The sequence below is a fragment of the Acinetobacter sp. WC-743 genome (assembly GCF_000335555.1).
GTDB classification, from domain to species: domain Bacteria; phylum Pseudomonadota; class Gammaproteobacteria; order Pseudomonadales; family Moraxellaceae; genus Acinetobacter; species Acinetobacter bereziniae.
Map to the genome: position 1 here is coordinate 1 of NZ_AMFQ01000139.1, position 17239 is coordinate 17239.

Below are 17239 nucleotides of genomic sequence, written 5' to 3' on the forward strand. Positions count from 1 at the left end.
GTGGTTATATCACGCTGAAAACAACCAAGTGACTTTGGGTATGATTGTCGATTTATCTTATGAAAATCCACATATGTATCCATTTGCTGAAATGCAACGTTGGAAAACACATCCACTGATCAAGCAATATCTTGAAGGTGGTAAGCGTATTTCTTATGGCGCACGTGCTGTTGTAAAAGGTGGTCTAAACTCACTGCCAAAATTGACTTTCCCAGGTGGATGCCTGATTGGTGATGATGCGGGTTTCTTAAACTTTGCTAAAATCAAAGGCTCTCATACCGCAATGAAATCAGGTATGTTGTGTGGTGAGGCTGTATTTGAAGCAATCCAAGCAGGTCATGCAAAAGGTGGTGATTTAGCCATTGCTCGTATGACTGAGGGTGAAGACTTCTTTGCGAAAGAGTTGACGGCATATACAGACAAATTCAACAACAGTTGGTTAAAAGAAGAGTTACATCGTTCTCGTAACTTTGGCCCTGCAATGCATAAATTCGGTTTATGGATGGGGGGTGCATTTAACTTTATCGACCAAAACATCTTTAAAGTTCCATTTACTTTACACGATCTTGTGCCTGACTTTAGTGCCTTGAAAACTGTAGATGCTTCTACCTTTAAACCGAACTATCCAAAACCAGATGGTAAATTGAATTTTGACCGTTTGTCTTCTGTATTCGTTTCTAACACGGTACATGAAGAGAATCAGCCAGCGCATTTAAAACTGACTGACCCAACGATTCCTGTAAATGTCAACTTACCAAAATGGGATGAGCCTGCTCAGCGTTACTGCCCTGCTGGTGTATATGAAATCATGGAAAATGATGATGGTTCTAAGCGCTTCCAGATTAATGCTGCAAACTGCGTTCACTGTAAGACGTGTGATATTAAAGACCCTTCTCAGAACATCACATGGGTAACACCGGAAGGTGGTGGTGGACCTAACTATCCCAATATGTAATTTGGATGGCTGGTCTAGAGCTTTAGGGTTCTTTTACCCCAATTTGTTGAGTGCATAAGCGCTTCATTTTTAATTATTTAGGTAAGCTTAGTTCCTGAGGGAGCTAAGCTTGAAATGAATCTAATTCGAATTGATTCCTCGTTTTTTAAAAATTATAGAACAATAAAATATTTAACAAACCTCTCCATCCGAGATCATCTCCTTGAGCAAAAGAATTTGCATTGCCACCAATAAATGGATCATTTTTACTTAATAAATATTCAGCTGCTACAGAAAAATGACTTTTATCTGCTTGGATACCAAAGATATTTCTGTTCGATCTTTCAAATTCACGAGGTTGTTTTTGCAGTGCACTATAAGTGAGATAAGGTGTGAGTGACCAACCATAAAGCACATCTTTCATCGGATAATTTACATCAAAAGTATAGAAACTTGCTTCATTGGCTAAATTGTAGGAACTATCAAAAGACCCGACCACTGCATAATCTCTCCCTAAACTGTCCAGATGAGTCACCTTGTTTCTACCGAGAGTTAATGTGACATTGGCATTTTTATAATTGATTTTACTAAACGCAGACCATGCATTGCGGTGTCCAGTCTGTGAATCATTTTTATTTTCAATGTTAGAATACCAATACGAAGATCCTAATTTTAAATTTAGATCAGGTTGATTCGATAAAGGAATTTCTTTTATCAAACGTGCAAGAAGCATTTTTTTTTCTTTTACATAGGGCTGATTTTTCTGATCTGGTTTAACATAATTTGCTGAATAATGGGCTGAATCTAAACTTTTACCTGTATAATTCCCTGCATCACGGGTAAAAAATGCCCCGTCAAATTTGGTTGTCGAATTGATATTTGAAGAATAGCGAATACCAAGATTATGCACATCTTCTAAGCCTGCATTAATGACCATTCCTCCAAACCAACTGGTTGACCAGCCCCGACCTGGACCAAATGGAATTTCCTGAATACCAAAGGTTATCGTATTGTCTTCACTTAACTTATAGCCGAGATTTGCATCTACTAAAGACGAGAAATCACATAATGTGTTGAATTGATAACAACGATATTCTAGCGCGCCGAAAATATTTTTAGCCTCATATTTGATGGCTAATTTTGCGGCATCAAATTTCAAATTATGTTCACGATCATCTGTGTAATCTTTATCCATGATGTTTGCTCTCAGCCATCCTGAAATAGTCACTTCGCCCAAATCCGAATGTGCATCGCCAAAACGTAAATTCTCAGCGAAAAGGTCGGGTGAAAATGTAGATAAAGCACCACCAAGAAAAATATAAATTTTCCATTTTAACATTCTAAAAATCCTTTAATATCAGTGCTAGGCTCTAAATATATTGCTTTTAAATGAACGTAGCGTTTGATTGAAACTATTTTTGTTTTTCGCCTATGCAATGCATCGCGACTTTTTTATTGCTTTTGATTTGTAGCCAAAGATGTAGCCTGAGCTTTTTTCAAATCTACGTATTCTTCCCAATAGGTCGCATTTTTAATGTCGACTTTTCTTGGGTCAAAGACAGGGTCTTTGCCTGACTTACGTTGAATATCATAGTCTTTTAATACTTTAAGCAATGGCTTAGTTAATAAGATCAAAGCAATTAGATTTACATATGCCATACTTCCAAAAGTAATATCGCCCAACGCCCACATCGTTTCAGTGCTTGCAATACTGCCCATAAATAGAGCCGCTAAACTTGCAATTTTAGCAATGGTTTTAAAGATCGGATATTTATTCTGACGATCAAAATATGCAATTCCAGACTCAGCGACATAGTAATATGTCATCAGTGTCGTAAAGGCAAAAACTAAAATCGCTAAAGAAATTAACCACGCTCCCCCTTGCTGAAAGACTGTCTGTAATGCCAGAGAAGTCCATTCTGCACCGGCAGGAATCCCTGGAACATATTCGACTAAGGGGGCGCTACTGCCTGGAGGGGAAACGTTATACATTCCTGTAATGAGGATCATTAAACCTGAACTGGTTAAAATCAATGCTGTCTCGAAGAAAATTGAAAATGCCTGAATTAGACCTTGTTTGACTGGATGAGAGGTCATGGCAGCAGCAGATGCAAAAGTAGATTCACCCGCGCCAGCTGCACTTGCAAAGACAGCGCGACGAACTCCCCAATTTACAGCTTGTCCAATAATGGCGCCAAATACAGCATCCATACCCAGTGCGCTTTTTACGATTAAAACAAAAGTTTCAGGAATTTTGTCATAGTGAAAAATCAAAAGAATAACGGTTGCCAGTACATACATTGCAGACATTGTTGGGACAATCTTCTCAGCAGCGCGAGCTATGCGTTTGACACCACCCCAAATGATTAAGCCAATGCCTAAAGTGACAACAATTCCTGAAACATAAGGTGGTATTTGAAAGGTAGCTTTAAATGTCGTCGCAATGGTATTCATTTGAATACCAGGCATCATCACTGTATAAGAGATAATAAGTACCCCAGCTGCAACAGCTGCGAATGGTTTAAGCTTTAAGCCACGATCTATATAAAAATGCACACCACCATAGTATTGATCACCTTCTTTGAATTTGTAGAGCTGGGCAATGGTCGATTCACAAAATGCTAATGCACCAGCAAGAAAGCCCATCACAATCATCCAAAAGATTGCACCAGGACCGCCCATGCCAACTGCTAAGGCAACGCCTGCAATATTACCAACACCAATACGACCTGCTAATGCCATAAAAAGTGCTTGTCGTGGGGAAATTCCTGAATGATCTTCTTTCTTCTCACGAATCACATGAAACATTTCACGAAAATATCGGAATTGCACTCCTCGTGTGATCAGCGTGAAATATAGCCCTACGCTGAGTGCGAGATATACCAATGTATTACTCCATAGATAGCCTACTATGGTATTTATCAGTTGTTCCATAACTGTTACCTCATCCTTTCTATTTTTTATAAATTAAATAGGTTTTGTTTTTTCAAGATGCAGAAATCCCTACATAATTTATGTATATTGATTTGTTTTACAGGTCGTGATATTGATGTTTTTTGAATATCTGACGTGTAAATCGCTAAATGTTTATAATCAGTGTTCTATTGCGAATTAATTTATTGTATTGCGTGTTTTTAATTCTGTTTGCAAAATGAATATTCAAATCAGCGTATGTTAGGCTTTCATATCCTTACATTCAGAATTTCCTTTGTTACGACCATCTAAATACAATAAATTCTGTTTCATAGTTATTCCTTTCAAGATTGATACAAGCATTCAATAAACACATTATTTGGACTAAATCCGTGGCTTGAAACTCAGCATAGATTTAGCGGCTTTAGATGCTTATACACAGTTATTTTATAGTCAAAATAAATATTGTGTACAATATTGCATACATTAAAAATATATTCATATCTCTAAATTGTCAACTATAAAAGTCACAAAACGACCAATAAATATTTTAAATAAGATGATGATTTAAAAATAAAAAAAGCCCAAAAAATCATAAAAATGACTTTCTAAGGCTTATTAAAAAATAAACTCAAAATTGTATTTTGTTTAATTTGATACACTAATTTGATCGATTAAATTTTCTTTCATATGCTCAATAAAACGATCTCTAAATAATAAAGTATGGTGATGTGCTTCCTGTTCTGCTTTGTCCATATCTTTATTGGTAATTGCTGCAATTAGCTCTATATGATCTCTTTCCAAATGACTGTAATTTTCTGATTTGGCTAAATGATCAAAGTGTAGATAAAACAGCCTTTGTCCTTCTTCCAATAAACGCTCATAATATTCTATTAAAAATGGATTTCTCCCCGCACGCGCAATGTCCATATGAAGTTGCTTATTTTGTTCAAGCATGAGGCGATAGTCGCCATCACGAGCAGCCTGAACATAAATTGCGTCAGTTTGTTTAATTTTTTCAATATCTTCGATCGTACAATTTGCTGCTGCCAATCGAGATACTGCGCGTTGTAATAAATCTAAGGCGCTGATGTATTTAGAAAAGTCCTGAAGGTTGAATGGTCGAACTATGGTGGTTCGATTCGCCAACGTCATGGCTAAACCTTCAGCAACTAAACGCGCCAGCGCATCACGTACAGGTGAACGGGAAACTGCAAAGCGTTCAGCCAAAGAAATTTCATCCAACTGAGTATTTGGTTTCAACTGTAAAGTTAAAATCTCCTCGCGGAGTTGATCATAAACATATTTCCCGTTGTGCCTTTTTTTCGATCCATCCGTTTCTTTTTTTACTACACTATTCATAGGCTCGGTCTTACCCAATTTTAAATTCAACCTATTATATAATACCTTGCCCCCATGTATCACTTACCATAAAACCTTCTGCTAAAGGATCTGTTGGATCAACAGCCAATTGATGAAAGCCAAATAGCCATGCGCGACCTGTAACGTTTGGAATAATGGCTGGATATTCCCCAATTGTAGTATTTCTGACATATTTCACTTTAAACTGTCCGCCAATAATGGATTGTGAAATTAATTCATCCCCCAGTTGCACAAGCCCTCTTTTCACCATCGTTGCTAAATTAGCGGAGCTACCTGTACCACAGGGTGAACGATCAACTCTTCCAGGGGGTAAAGTTGTACAGGTCTGAACAGTTTTCTCATCTAAGCGATTTCGGAACATCACATAGGTAATTTCATTGATATCCGGATATATAGGATGTTGCACTTTAAAATTGTTATTCATCAACTTTCTCAGTGTTATGCCCAATACCGCAAGTTTGTGTGCATTTTCAGGAGAAATCGTCAAGTTGACTTGATCAACATCAATGAGCGCATAATAAACACCACCAAAAGCAATATCGAATTGAATTTTTCCCAACCCATCAACCTCGATTTCAGCATCCAATTGTTCAACAAACGCTGGCATCATCTCTAAGCTAACGCTTTCACAGCGCCCATTTTTACAAGAAGCCTTTGCAGTCACAAGTCCAGCAGCAGTATCTAAAACAACAGAGGTAATCGGTTCTTGCATACTGATGATACCCATTTCCAATAATGCGGTCGTGACACAAATACAATTACTTCCAGACATAGGATGTGTTTTGTCTGCTTGAAAAATCGCAAAAGCAGCATCTGCATGAGCGACTGTGGGTGGGAGTAATAAATTGACTGAAATTTGTAAACATCCACGCGGTTCTTGAATGACAAAACGTCTTAAGCTGTCATCCACTTCATTGAGATAGTTTACTTTTTCTGCCATCGTTAGACCCGGAATATTGAGTACACCACCCGTAATCACTTTCCCTACTTCGCCTTCACAATGCACATCGACAAGTTGTATCATTTTTTGCCAACGCATAATTCATTTCCTTATTCAATATACCAAGCCCACGGTTCAGCGCTGTCATAGCGTGTAATTTGTTTCACTTCTAAATAGTTTTCTAATCCCCAAACACCAAGTTCACGTCCGATCCCACTTTGTTTATACCCCCCCCAAGGTGCTTCGCTAAATGTGGGTTGAGAACAGTTGATCCAAACGATGCCGGCTCTGAGTTTTCGTGCGACACGATCACAACGAAGCAAATCTTTCGACATGACGGCGCCAGCTAAGCCAAATATCGAATCATTTGCAGATCGAATCGCTTCCTCCTCAGTAAGAAATGAACGAATGCAAACCACTGGACCAAAAATCTCTTGTGTCCATAAAGCATGATTTTCAGGTACATCAATAAAAATAGTAGGTTCGATGAAATAACCGCTTGAATGTGAATCAGGTCTTTTTCCTCCAGTTAAGAGATGAATGTTATCGTCTACTCCTTGCTGAATGGCATCTATAACATGTTGATATTGCTTCTTATTGACCAATGGTCCTAGTTTGATTCCTGTTTCAAAGCCATTGCCAATCTTTATCTTTTTAGTTTCCTCTACTAAACGTTTTAATAATTTTGGATAAATTTCATCTTGAACTAAAACACGAGAGGTCGCTGAACAGACTTGTCCTTGATTCCAAAAAATACCAAACATGATCCATTCTACAGCTGCCTCTATATCACTATCTTCAAAAACAATAAATGCAGATTTTCCGCCCAGTTCTAAACTTATATTTTTAATATTTGTAGCAGCAGCACGCATAATTTGCTTGCCCACTGGCACACTTCCAGTAAAGGCAATCTTATCAATTTTAGGGTGTTCCGTGAGGTAAGGACCAATTTCATGCCCATAGCCCGTTAATATATTGAGAACTCCTTTCGGTAATCCTACTTTTTCAACAATACGACCAAGTTCAATTGCTGTGAGTGATGTCACTTCAGAGGGTTTTAAAATCACAGTACAGCCTGCTGCCAATGCTGGAGCAATTTTCCACGCTGCCATCAATAATGGATAATTCCATGGAATGATTGCGCACACTACACCTACAGGTTCTTTGACCGTTACACAACTAAAACGCTCATCACTCAACGCTATTTCAGTTTGTGCATGCTCATCAAATTGCTCTGCTAAATTTGCATAAAACTCAAAACAGCCTGCTGCGTCAGCGATGTCCCACTCCGCTTCTGCGTAAGGTTTACCATTATCTCTGACTTCAAGTGTCGCGATTCTTTTTAAATCTTGGTGTATTTCTTGGGCGATTAATCTCAGATATTGTGCTCTTTGTTTGCCAGACAATTGTGACCAATCAGTGTGATCAAAAGCTTCTCTTGCAGCTTTTACAGCCAGTTCAGCGTCACTTATTGAAGCACGAGCAATCCGTGCAATTTCCTCTTCAGTACTTGGATCTATACTGCTAAAAGTTTCGCCCTTGAGCGGTTTAACCCATTGCCCATTGATAAAAAGTTGATCGTAATACATATCTTTTTTCCTAAAGTTCAATTATGAAAATCGGGTTGCTTTAAATGGTTCTAAGTTAAAGGTTGATGACTGTTGTAATAATAAGTCTGTCACTAAACGCCCTGTTGTTGCCGCTAATGTTAAACCCAATTGACCATGACCAAAAGCCAAAGCAACATTTGAAAAACGTGGACTGATATCAATGATAGGTTTGGTGTCAGGCAAAAAAGGTCGATAGCCAACACCATATTCAACACCCTCTAAACCTAATTCAGGGACAAGCTGTTTTGCCTTATTTAAAATAATCTCAGCACGTTTCATATTTGGTTTAGATCCACTCGCTGCAAATTCAATGGTTCCACCAATTTGTAAACCTCTGGTCATTGGAGAAAAGCAAAAACCACCAGAGGCATAAATAATCGAGTGCTTAATTTCTACTTTTGGTTGTGGTAATACCACTTGATAACCAGCAATACCGAGCAGTGGCGGATTTATACCCAATTGTCTGGAAAACAAGCGAGAATCAACTCCAGCAGCGATGACAACATAATCAGTATCTAAAATTTGTGTATTACTGAGCTTAACTTGCTTGATTAGATGATTATTTTCTTTTAATTCAATTGCTTCAGCTTGAATTCTTTGACCTCCTTTGGCAATAAAGCAATTGCTTAGCGCAACAATAAATCCTTTGGTATCTTTAACAGCAGTCCAGTCATTAAACAAAAGTCCATGTTTAAACTTTCCAGCAAAAGTAGGCTCCAAATCTGTAATTTCTTTTTCGTTTAAAATTTGATGTTTAAAACCAAAATGTTGTCTCAGTTCCAAATATTCTTTTTCATGTTCAATGTCTTGTACATCATCAAAAAACTCAAGCACTGGTCGACGACCTAATAGATTTTGATCAGCACAATCCTTTAAAAGCACAGCATAATCGTCATAAACATGCTGAGTCAATGATGCGAGTGAACTGGCAATTTCTTCAATTCTAGATGTTCGAGCACAGCTTAAAAATTGTAAAAACCAAGGGATAATTTGTGGAAACGCAGATGGGCGAAGTGCAAGAGGACCTTGTTGGTCAAGTAACCAGTACGGAATTTTTTTCAAAATACCTTTTTTTGAAAGTGGAATAATTTCACTGACCGCCATTTGCCCACAGCTCCATTTGGCTGTACTTTCGCCTGCCTCAGATGGATCGATAACCGTCACATTAAGCCCTTTCTTTTGTAAAAAAAGTGCGCAGCATATACCTACGATTCCACCACCAATCACCACTGCTGTTTTGGTATTTTCTTTCATAGATCACATTCCATTGATGAGCATGAAACTTTTTATATATCTAAAAGCTATAAGCATTTCATTTTTTCATTTGAAGTACATTCCAATAGTATTTTGATTGAAGCTATTCGATTTGGTTTAGAGATTTATTTCATCTGATCAAATGCGTGTTTAAATTCCGCCTTTTCAGTATCTGTTAATGGTAATAATGGCATTCGGGCATTTCCCACTTCAAATCCAGCCAGCTCACAACCATATTTTACTTTTTGAATAAATTTTCCTGATTCCATGAGGGACATAATCGGGAACAATTGTCGCATAACATCTTGAGCTCCACGAATGTCGCCAGTGTTGTATTTATTCATCATTGTCGTGACTTTATCAGGGAAACAATTTGCTGGGCCACAAATCCAACTCGAAGCACCCCACAAGAAAAAATCTAAAGCTTGGTCATCAGAACCACATGAAAGTTGGTAGTGATCTTTATATTTTTCACCAATTTCAATCGCACGTAGCAAATTACCACTACTCTCTTTAATACCTATAACACGCGGATGGTCTTTAAATGCCTCGAGTACCAGATAACCAATCTCTACATTGGTCCGTATCGGATAGTTATATAAAATCAAATTAATTTGAGGGAAAGTCTCTAAAATTGTATTGTAATGGGCAATCAATTCTTCTTGTGATGGTAAAGCATAATATGGCGGTGCAATCAGTAAGTTGGTGTATCCCATCTCCACTGCCTGTTGAACCTGTTCTAATACTTCACGTGTACATGACCCATTCGCGCCTGCGATCAGAACACCTTTATCTTTTACGGTTTCTTTGACAACTTTTAAGATTTGACGACGTTCATGATTAGTCAGTGCATAATACTCACCTGTTGAGCCTAGTATGACAAAACCTTGCACCCCTGCATCTAATTGATATTCGAGCATATCAACCAAGATTTTATAATTGACTTGGTTGGTGTCATCAAATGGGGTGATCAGTGCAGGAAGGATACCTTGTAGCATATTAAAATTCTCCAATAAAAATATTTTCGTCCCATTCATTCAAATTTTCACTGAACAATAATTCTATATATCAATGGTTAAGTTGAAATTATTGCTGAATGATTTTAAATCACAACTAATTGTGTACAATATTGCATACATTAAACATTATATTTAATTATTTGAGATGTCAATGCTTAGAAAAAACTCAAAAACAAAGAAAATATTTAATATTTTTCAAATATTTAAACTTATTTTTATTATCATTTTAGAAAATATCTTTTTTTATTTTTTCTAATTTTTTTAGCATGACTAAAAATTCAGATGGATTGACAGTTGATTAAAGTCAATATACATTGCATACAATAATGTATACAGAATTAGAATTACTAGCTTATATCAAGGAAAAAAGAAATGACTCAGTTTAATCATAAGACAGTGCTTGTGACTGGCGCAGGTGGAGGTATAGGCTCTGCGACTGCACAGCGTTTCGCACAAATGGGCGCAACAGTGATTGTGGCAGATATTATTAATACTGCTGCGGAGAAAACTGCTCAAGCGATCAATCTTCAAGGAGGAAAAGCTGAAGTTGTAGCTTTTGATTTAACCTCAAAAGATGCTTGCCAACAAGCCATTGATAAAATTGAAAAACGTTACCAACATATTGATATATTGGTGAATAATGCTGGTCTCATGCGTAGAGGTGAATTACTTCATCTCAGCGAAAAGGATTGGCTTTTAAGTCTGGATGTTAATCTCAACGCCTTATTTTATTTATGCCAAGCAGCATTACCTAAAATGATCGCATCTGGTGGCGGATCTATTGTAAATACTGCATCCCAATGGGGAGTCACCCCTGCTTCTGGTCATATTGCTTATAATGTCAGTAAAGCGGCGGTAGTTGCTTTTACCAAAAGTCTTGCACGAGATTATGCGCCACAAAAAATAAGGGTAAATGCGGTTTGTCCTGGTGAAATACATACACCTATGCTGGAAAAAGGGATTGCTGAGAAAGGTAAAACGATTAGCGATTTGGAAAAGTTAATCCCATTCGGTCGTATAGGTCGACCAGAAGAAGTCGCTGCATTGATCACCTTTCTCGCATCTTCTGATGCCGAATTCATTTGTGGTGCATGTGTTGAAATCACGGGTGCTCAAGCTGTGACATAGGATAAAACCATGGATAAGAATTTAACATCAATTCAAGATTTGCAAGATAAGGTCATTTTTGTCACTGGAAGTTTACGCGGGATTGGTTTGGAGACTGCACGACTTTTATTACAAAGAGGTGCAAAAGTTATTATGCATGCACGTAGTTCTGTGATGTTTTTTAATGATATGGCAAATCAATTTGGCAATAATGTGTCTTGGGTTATTGGTGATTTGAGTAATTTGAATTGTATAGAACAAATTTGGCAAAACGTTCTTGAATGTTATGGATATGTTGATGTTTTAGTCAATAATGCAGGAGCTTGGCTAGCCTCAGAGATTACGACGACAAAAACGTGGCAAGAAGGTTGGGCAAATAATATTGCTATCAATCTTACAACGCCAGCAGAATTATGCAGACTGGCATTGCTGCATTTTAAGCAACGTCATGGAGGGATCATTATAAATATAACCAGTCGTTCAGCCCATCGTGGAGATGATGCAAATCATTTAGCATATGGCGCGGCAAAAGGTGGTTTACTGGCTTTAACAAAAGGAATTGCACGTGGCTACGGGCATGACAATATTCTTGCTTATGCGATTGCTCCTGGATGGGTTGCAACAGATTTAGCTAAAGGGGAAATTGAAGATACTGTGCTAAAAAATTTGCCTTTAGGTGAAATTACGCCTGCGAGTGATGTTGCCGAAATGATTGCTTTCCTTGCAACAGGACGCTCCCGTCATAGTACTGGTGCGACAATTGACATTACAGGCGCTGATTACGTCCGTTAAAAATTTAATAGAATAAGCGAGCATAAATTCAATAAAATGAATTGTGTATCTAATTCGTAGATGAGATTATTCAGCCTTATAAACTTATTGATAAGGCTGAACTAAGATCATACAACTGAATTAAACTGACCGAGCGATATCATATTTGTGCCAAAACGTTGTAAATGTTCATCATTGACTCTTTACACGATATGAACAGACCAAATCACCTAATTAAATCCATGTTAAAAATAAGACTGTGTAGGGATATTACAATATTTTCAATCATTTAGTGTTCATTTTTTAACAAAGATTCTGCTTTTTCATTTATAAATATAAAAAAATAAATTCGTTATTTGCCCTATTCAAGACAGAATAAAATAAACTGAATATCTTTGATAAAAGCGTGACTTATCAATAAATAACTGACTTTATAGTTCATATATAAATAATAAGGATAATGATTCATATAATTTAATGAGAATCATTATTGATAATTAATATTTCACATGTTAACTTTTGTAACGCTTTAATCTGAGTCATAGAGCTTGAAGCAAAAGGAAGACAGAAAATCTGATCGCGCGCATTTTTTATTATGGAATTTATCTTATGTACAACCCCTCTCCCTTGCGACATGCATTCAAAGTACATCCTCTTGTACTTTCTATGGCTTTAACTATTCCGACACTTGTTTATGCTGAAGAAAATACTGAAACAGTCGCTTTACCAACCATCAAAGTAGAAGCGGAAAGCCTGCACCCTTCGGTCACAGAAGGCACTCAAAGTTACACTGCCAAAAGTACAAGTACAGCCACTAAATTAAATTTGTCGCTTCGTGAAACACCTCAATCAGTCAAAGTCTTAACACGAGAATATTTGGATGACCGAAATATTGATTCATTTCAGGATTTAATGAATACAATTACAGGTGTCTCCACTTCTCGTACCGATGAACGTCAATCCGTTTATGCACGTGGCTTTCAGGTGGATTACTACTTAATCGACGGGATGCCGAGTACCACTAACTTAGGTGCTGGTGACCTTGATTTGGATATTTACGATCGCGTTGAAGTGATTAAAGGTGCAAATGGACTGACTACAGGTGCTGGTAATCCTGCAATGGGACTCAATATGATACGTAAACATGCCAATGCCAAAGAGTTGACAGGTAATCTGAGCACATCATTTGGATCTTGGGATTCATGGAGTAGTTCTGCGGACATTTCAACTCCGCTCAATGAAGATGGCTCACTGCGTGGACGTATGTTTGTCAAACATTCAGATGAAAAGTCCTTTATGGATGATTATGAAAAAGAACGTAATGTATTTTACGGTGCGATTGATTATGACTTAACTGATAAAACCAGTATGTCACTGGGAGCAACCTATCAAGAGTTGCAACGCGATGGGATTCGCTGGGGAGGTACTCCAGCATTTTATTCGGATGGAAGTCGCACTAACTTTGATCGAAGCTTGACTGTAAGTGCGCCTTGGACTTTTTGGGATGTCAATACTACGGCTGTATTTGCCAATTTAAAGCAAAATTTATTCAACGATGTCAATTTAAATGTGGCGTATACCTTCCGTAAAGAAGATACTAATACCCAACTGCTTTATACAGGTGGGCAAGTCGATAAAGCAACCAATACCAGCCCTTTGAAAAACAAACCAGATCCTAAGACTGGTAAAATAACTGATAATGTTTCAGTCTACGGCTCTGAAGCGACAAATGAAGAAAACAATATTGATCTTTTCATCAATGCACCTTTTACATTGTTCAATCGTCCACAAGAAATTATTATCGGTGGCTCATGGAACAAAAATGAAAAAACCAAGGATATTTTTGGCGGCTCAAATGCAAATAATGAAATTGAAAAATATTTAGGTGGACCACTTAATTATAATAATATGACACAGCCCCTACTCCGATCAGTAGTATTAAATGGGGTCAATGTACTGAATGAAACCACCCAAAGCTCAGCATATATTTCTGGTAAATTTCAAATTCTTGATCCTTTAAAAGTGATTGCAGGGACGCGTTTATCAAATTGGAAATATGAATCTGCAAATGGTGTAGGCAACCGTGAATTTAACAATGAGATAACACCTTATATTGGTGCTATTTATGATTTTGCCAAAGATCACTCTGTTTATGTCAGCTATACAGACATTTTTAAACCACAAAGCCGTAAAGATGTGAATGATCAATACTTAGACCCAGCACAAGGTAAGAACTACGAAGCTGGTTTAAAAAGTGAATGGTTTGGGGGACGTTTAAATACCGCTTTATCACTATTTCGAATTCAACAATCGAATTTTGCTGAAGCAATAACAGGACAATTTATTGTACGTAATGGTCAGCTTACAAATGAACAAGCTTATCGTGGTGTAGATGGCGTTGAAAGCAAAGGTTTTGAGTTCGAAGCAGATGGTGAAATTAATGATCATTGGGGAATAAACTTTGGTATTGCTAATTTTGAAGCAAAAGATGCTAAAGGCGTCAAAGTAAACACTACAAATTCACGTACGACATCTAATCTATTTGTAAAATATAAATTAGATCAGTGGAGCGCTGGACTTGGCTTAAATTACAAAAGCAAATACTACACTGGTACTGGAAGCACACGTATAGATCAAGATGCTTTTGTACTTGCGGGTGCAATGCTGGGCTATCAAGTCGATAAAAATATTAAACTTCAGTTGAATGTTGAAAATATTTTTGACAAAAAATATTATGAAGGTATTGGTGCTAATTCTATGAACTGGGGAACACCAAGAAATGCAACGCTAAGTGTTCGTTATAATTTCTAATCCCACTCATATTTAATTTTCTTTTTAAAAACCTTCTAATCGTTTAGAGGGTTTTTTATCATTTTAAATGACTTAATAGTTATGTATAGACTCTTTAAAAGCCACTATATAGTCAATTTGTTGAAAACCCCATTCAGTAAATCATCTGATCTATACTTTAGAGTGATTGAAAAAGTTGTTGTAGCGTTTGGATAAACCAAGTTCGTGCATCCAAATCATCTCGATGATTGTACCAATTTACGCTGACATTAAAGGGTTTGACTGAAAATGGTAATTCAAAAATATTTACATCACTATTTCGCTCATACACTTTTGCAGCACGTGAAGGCAAAGTCACCAATAATTCAGAACTGTTCACCACATCTTGCAATACACTAAAATGTGGGAGTTCTAGCATAATTTTTCTTTTTAACCCCAATTCTTTAAGCTTCTGATCAATTTCAATATGCCCTGTCGAAGATTTAATAGCCGCGTGTTTTTCTTGTAAGTATTGTTCTAAACTCAGTTGCTCCCTAATCCGTGGATGGTTTTTGTCAGCAATGCACATATAGCGTTCTTCAAATAAGTTGCGAGATTCTATTTTTGGCATGACGGTATAGCTGCTATTAAATACAGCCGCATCTAAAAAACCCTCAACTAGCCATTCCTCGACTTTATCAGACTGAATTTCTTCAATTTCTATTTTAATAAATGGTGCTTCTTGTACCAGATGTTGAATCAATGATGGTAATAAACAAATTTCGCCTAAGTCTGATAGCCCTAAACGAAAAGCTCGCGTTGATGTTTTGGGATCAAATCGTTGTGAAGCGATAATTGCCATTTCAATATCAGAAATCGCCTGCCTAAAACTGGGATATAAACTTTGCGCAAGTTTGGTGGGTTTTACGCCAAATTTATCTCGCTCAAAGAGTGGATCGTTTAAAGATTTGCGTAAACGGTTCAAATTATAGGTGACTGAAGGCTGACTCAAATTCAGTCGTTCAGCCGCATGACTGATATTTTTAGTTTCAAAAATAATGACAAACACTTTGATAAGACTTAGATCAATCAATTTTAATCTCTCGATTCAATGAGGAAGGTTTTGCCTTCCCCAATCTAGCTTTAGACTTGTACCGTTTTAACCGCCAATTTTGTGTTTTTCAAACGTAGATGAATCATTGAAATACTCAGCACAGCAATCATACATGGGATTGAAAGCGCGATGAAATTATAATGAATCGGTAAATTTAAGCTTAATAACCAACCACATAAGATGGGTCCTAAAATCGCCCCCAAACGCCCTACACCCAATGCCATTCCTAAGCCCGTTGCACGGATATTTGATGAATAAAATTGTGACATATAAGCCAATAATAATATTTGCCCACCAATGGAAGCCGCACCAGCAACAGCAATACAAAAATAAAGAATAATCGTTGGTAAGTTAAAACTGAGTAATATAAATGCAGCAGCCCCACTTAAAAATAGCGTACATAATACTTTGACCAAATTAAACCGATCCGCTAAATAGCCTCCGCAAATTGCACCAAGCATTCCGCCGATGTTCAAGGCGAGCAGAAAAACCAAACTAGTCGACAGATCATAGCCTGCTTCTAGCATTAATTTCGGTAACCAGTTGCCTAAGGCATAGACCAAAACCAATGCCATAAATACACTCAACCAAAATAAAAGTGTAATCATTGCTCGATTGTCTGCAAATAAATCCTTGATTGGAGATTGAGAGGAAGATTGATTGTCTTGATCGAGACAAATTTTTGTTTGAGCTGTGTAATTAATATCGCGATTAATTTGTTTAAGAATGTCTGCTGCTTTTTCAGTTTTATTTCTGCGAACCAAATAATCAATTGACTCAGGTAATAACAGCCAAATGATAGGTACCAATAACAGTGGTATACCCCCAAGAATAAACATAATTTTCCAACCAAATTGTGGAACTAACCACATTCCCAATAAAGCTGAACACATTCCACCAACTGCATAACCACTAAACATGAGCGATATTAAAGTTGAGCGTAATTTTTTTGGTGCATATTCGGTCATCAGTGCAATGATGTTTGGCATCACGCCACCCAAGCCCAAACCTGCCAAAAATCGAAAGATTCCAAAACTTTGCGGATCACTTGCATAGCCGCAAAGTAAAGTAAAACCACTGAATAAACAGATGCATAAAATGATTAATTTTTTACGGCTAAAGCCATAGCGCTCTAATTTATCACTCAAACTTCCAAAAAGAATCGCTCCAAACATCATGCCAAATAAGGCAACACTACCTAAAAATCCTGCTGTGATACTGTCAATTTTCCATTCTGCCATCAGCTTAGGCAGCGCCACCCCATAAATCACTAAATCATAACCATCAAAAATGATGATCAATGCGCTGAGTAAAATCACTCGCCAATGAATCGCCTTTAATTTGGCATGATCAATGACTTCATTTGCATTTATCGTTTGCATAATAGACCTCCCTGGTCAGATTATTCTGTTTTATGTCTTTTTT

Annotated in this window: 13 protein-coding genes; 4 read left to right on the top strand and 9 right to left on the bottom strand. The window is 37.2% G+C overall.

Annotated features, from left to right (window positions below; translation table 11 throughout):
* Nucleotides 1-955 (top strand): electron transfer flavoprotein-ubiquinone oxidoreductase (locus ACINWC743_RS20795; protein ID WP_009586895.1); only part of this gene is annotated, 955 nt, incomplete at its 5' end.
* Between the two features lie 145 nt (nucleotides 956-1100).
* Here the strand turns inward: ACINWC743_RS20795 and ACINWC743_RS20800 are convergent.
* The 7 genes from ACINWC743_RS20800 to ACINWC743_RS20830 form a co-directional block, all read right to left on the bottom strand.
* Nucleotides 1101-2273 (bottom strand): hypothetical protein, encoded by a 1173-nt coding sequence (locus ACINWC743_RS20800; protein WP_009586923.1) that lies wholly within the window; start codon nucleotides 2271-2273, stop codon nucleotides 1101-1103.
* A 113-nt stretch (nucleotides 2274-2386) separates the two neighbouring features.
* Nucleotides 2387-3868: an alanine/glycine:cation symporter family protein gene (locus tag ACINWC743_RS20805; protein WP_009586882.1), complete on the bottom strand. Its 1482-nt coding sequence runs from the start codon at nucleotides 3866-3868 to the stop codon at nucleotides 2387-2389.
* Nucleotides 3869-4495: 627 nt separating this feature from the next.
* Complete coding sequence (locus tag ACINWC743_RS20810; protein WP_009586872.1) at nucleotides 4496-5209, bottom strand: GntR family transcriptional regulator; 714 nt, start codon at nucleotides 5207-5209, stop codon at nucleotides 4496-4498.
* Nucleotides 5210-5243: 34 nt separating this feature from the next.
* Nucleotides 5244-6269 carry a proline racemase family protein gene (locus ACINWC743_RS20815; RefSeq protein WP_009586865.1) on the bottom strand — a complete coding sequence of 342 codons (1026 nt, stop codon included), beginning with the start codon at nucleotides 6267-6269 and terminating at the stop codon, nucleotides 5244-5246.
* An 11-nt stretch (nucleotides 6270-6280) separates the two neighbouring features.
* Nucleotides 6281-7759 (bottom strand): aldehyde dehydrogenase family protein, encoded by a 1479-nt coding sequence (locus tag ACINWC743_RS20820; protein WP_009586871.1) that lies wholly within the window; start codon nucleotides 7757-7759, stop codon nucleotides 6281-6283.
* A 21-nt stretch (nucleotides 7760-7780) separates the two neighbouring features.
* A complete protein-coding gene (locus tag ACINWC743_RS20825; RefSeq protein WP_009586907.1) occupies nucleotides 7781-9034 on the bottom strand; it encodes an NAD(P)/FAD-dependent oxidoreductase in 1254 nt (417 codons plus the stop codon).
* Nucleotides 9035-9159: 125 nt separating this feature from the next.
* Nucleotides 9160-10032, bottom strand: a complete 873-nt coding sequence (locus ACINWC743_RS20830; RefSeq protein ID WP_009586911.1) for a dihydrodipicolinate synthase family protein — start codon at nucleotides 10030-10032, stop codon at nucleotides 9160-9162.
* A gap of 393 nt (nucleotides 10033-10425) precedes the next feature.
* Between ACINWC743_RS20830 and ACINWC743_RS20835 the strand changes: the two genes are divergently transcribed.
* From ACINWC743_RS20835 to ACINWC743_RS20845, 3 genes are all read left to right on the top strand, one after another.
* A complete protein-coding gene (locus ACINWC743_RS20835) occupies nucleotides 10426-11181 on the top strand; it encodes an SDR family NAD(P)-dependent oxidoreductase (protein WP_009586929.1) in 756 nt (251 codons plus the stop codon).
* A gap of 9 nt (nucleotides 11182-11190) precedes the next feature.
* Nucleotides 11191-11952: an SDR family NAD(P)-dependent oxidoreductase gene (locus ACINWC743_RS20840; RefSeq protein WP_009586927.1), complete on the top strand. Its 762-nt coding sequence runs from the start codon at nucleotides 11191-11193 to the stop codon at nucleotides 11950-11952.
* A 588-nt stretch (nucleotides 11953-12540) separates the two neighbouring features.
* Nucleotides 12541-14742, top strand: a complete 2202-nt coding sequence (locus ACINWC743_RS20845) for a TonB-dependent siderophore receptor (protein ID WP_009586936.1) — start codon at nucleotides 12541-12543, stop codon at nucleotides 14740-14742.
* Nucleotides 14743-14899: 157 nt separating this feature from the next.
* Here ACINWC743_RS20845 and ACINWC743_RS20850 read toward each other — a convergent pair whose 3' ends face one another.
* Both ACINWC743_RS20850 and ACINWC743_RS20855 read right to left on the bottom strand, forming a co-directional pair.
* Nucleotides 14900-15790, bottom strand: a complete 891-nt coding sequence (locus tag ACINWC743_RS20850) for a LysR family transcriptional regulator (RefSeq protein ID WP_035301544.1) — start codon at nucleotides 15788-15790, stop codon at nucleotides 14900-14902.
* Nucleotides 15791-15843: 53 nt separating this feature from the next.
* Nucleotides 15844-17196 (bottom strand): MFS transporter, encoded by a 1353-nt coding sequence (locus ACINWC743_RS20855; RefSeq protein WP_009586909.1) that lies wholly within the window; start codon nucleotides 17194-17196, stop codon nucleotides 15844-15846.
* Nucleotides 17197-17239 lie beyond the last annotated feature (43 nt).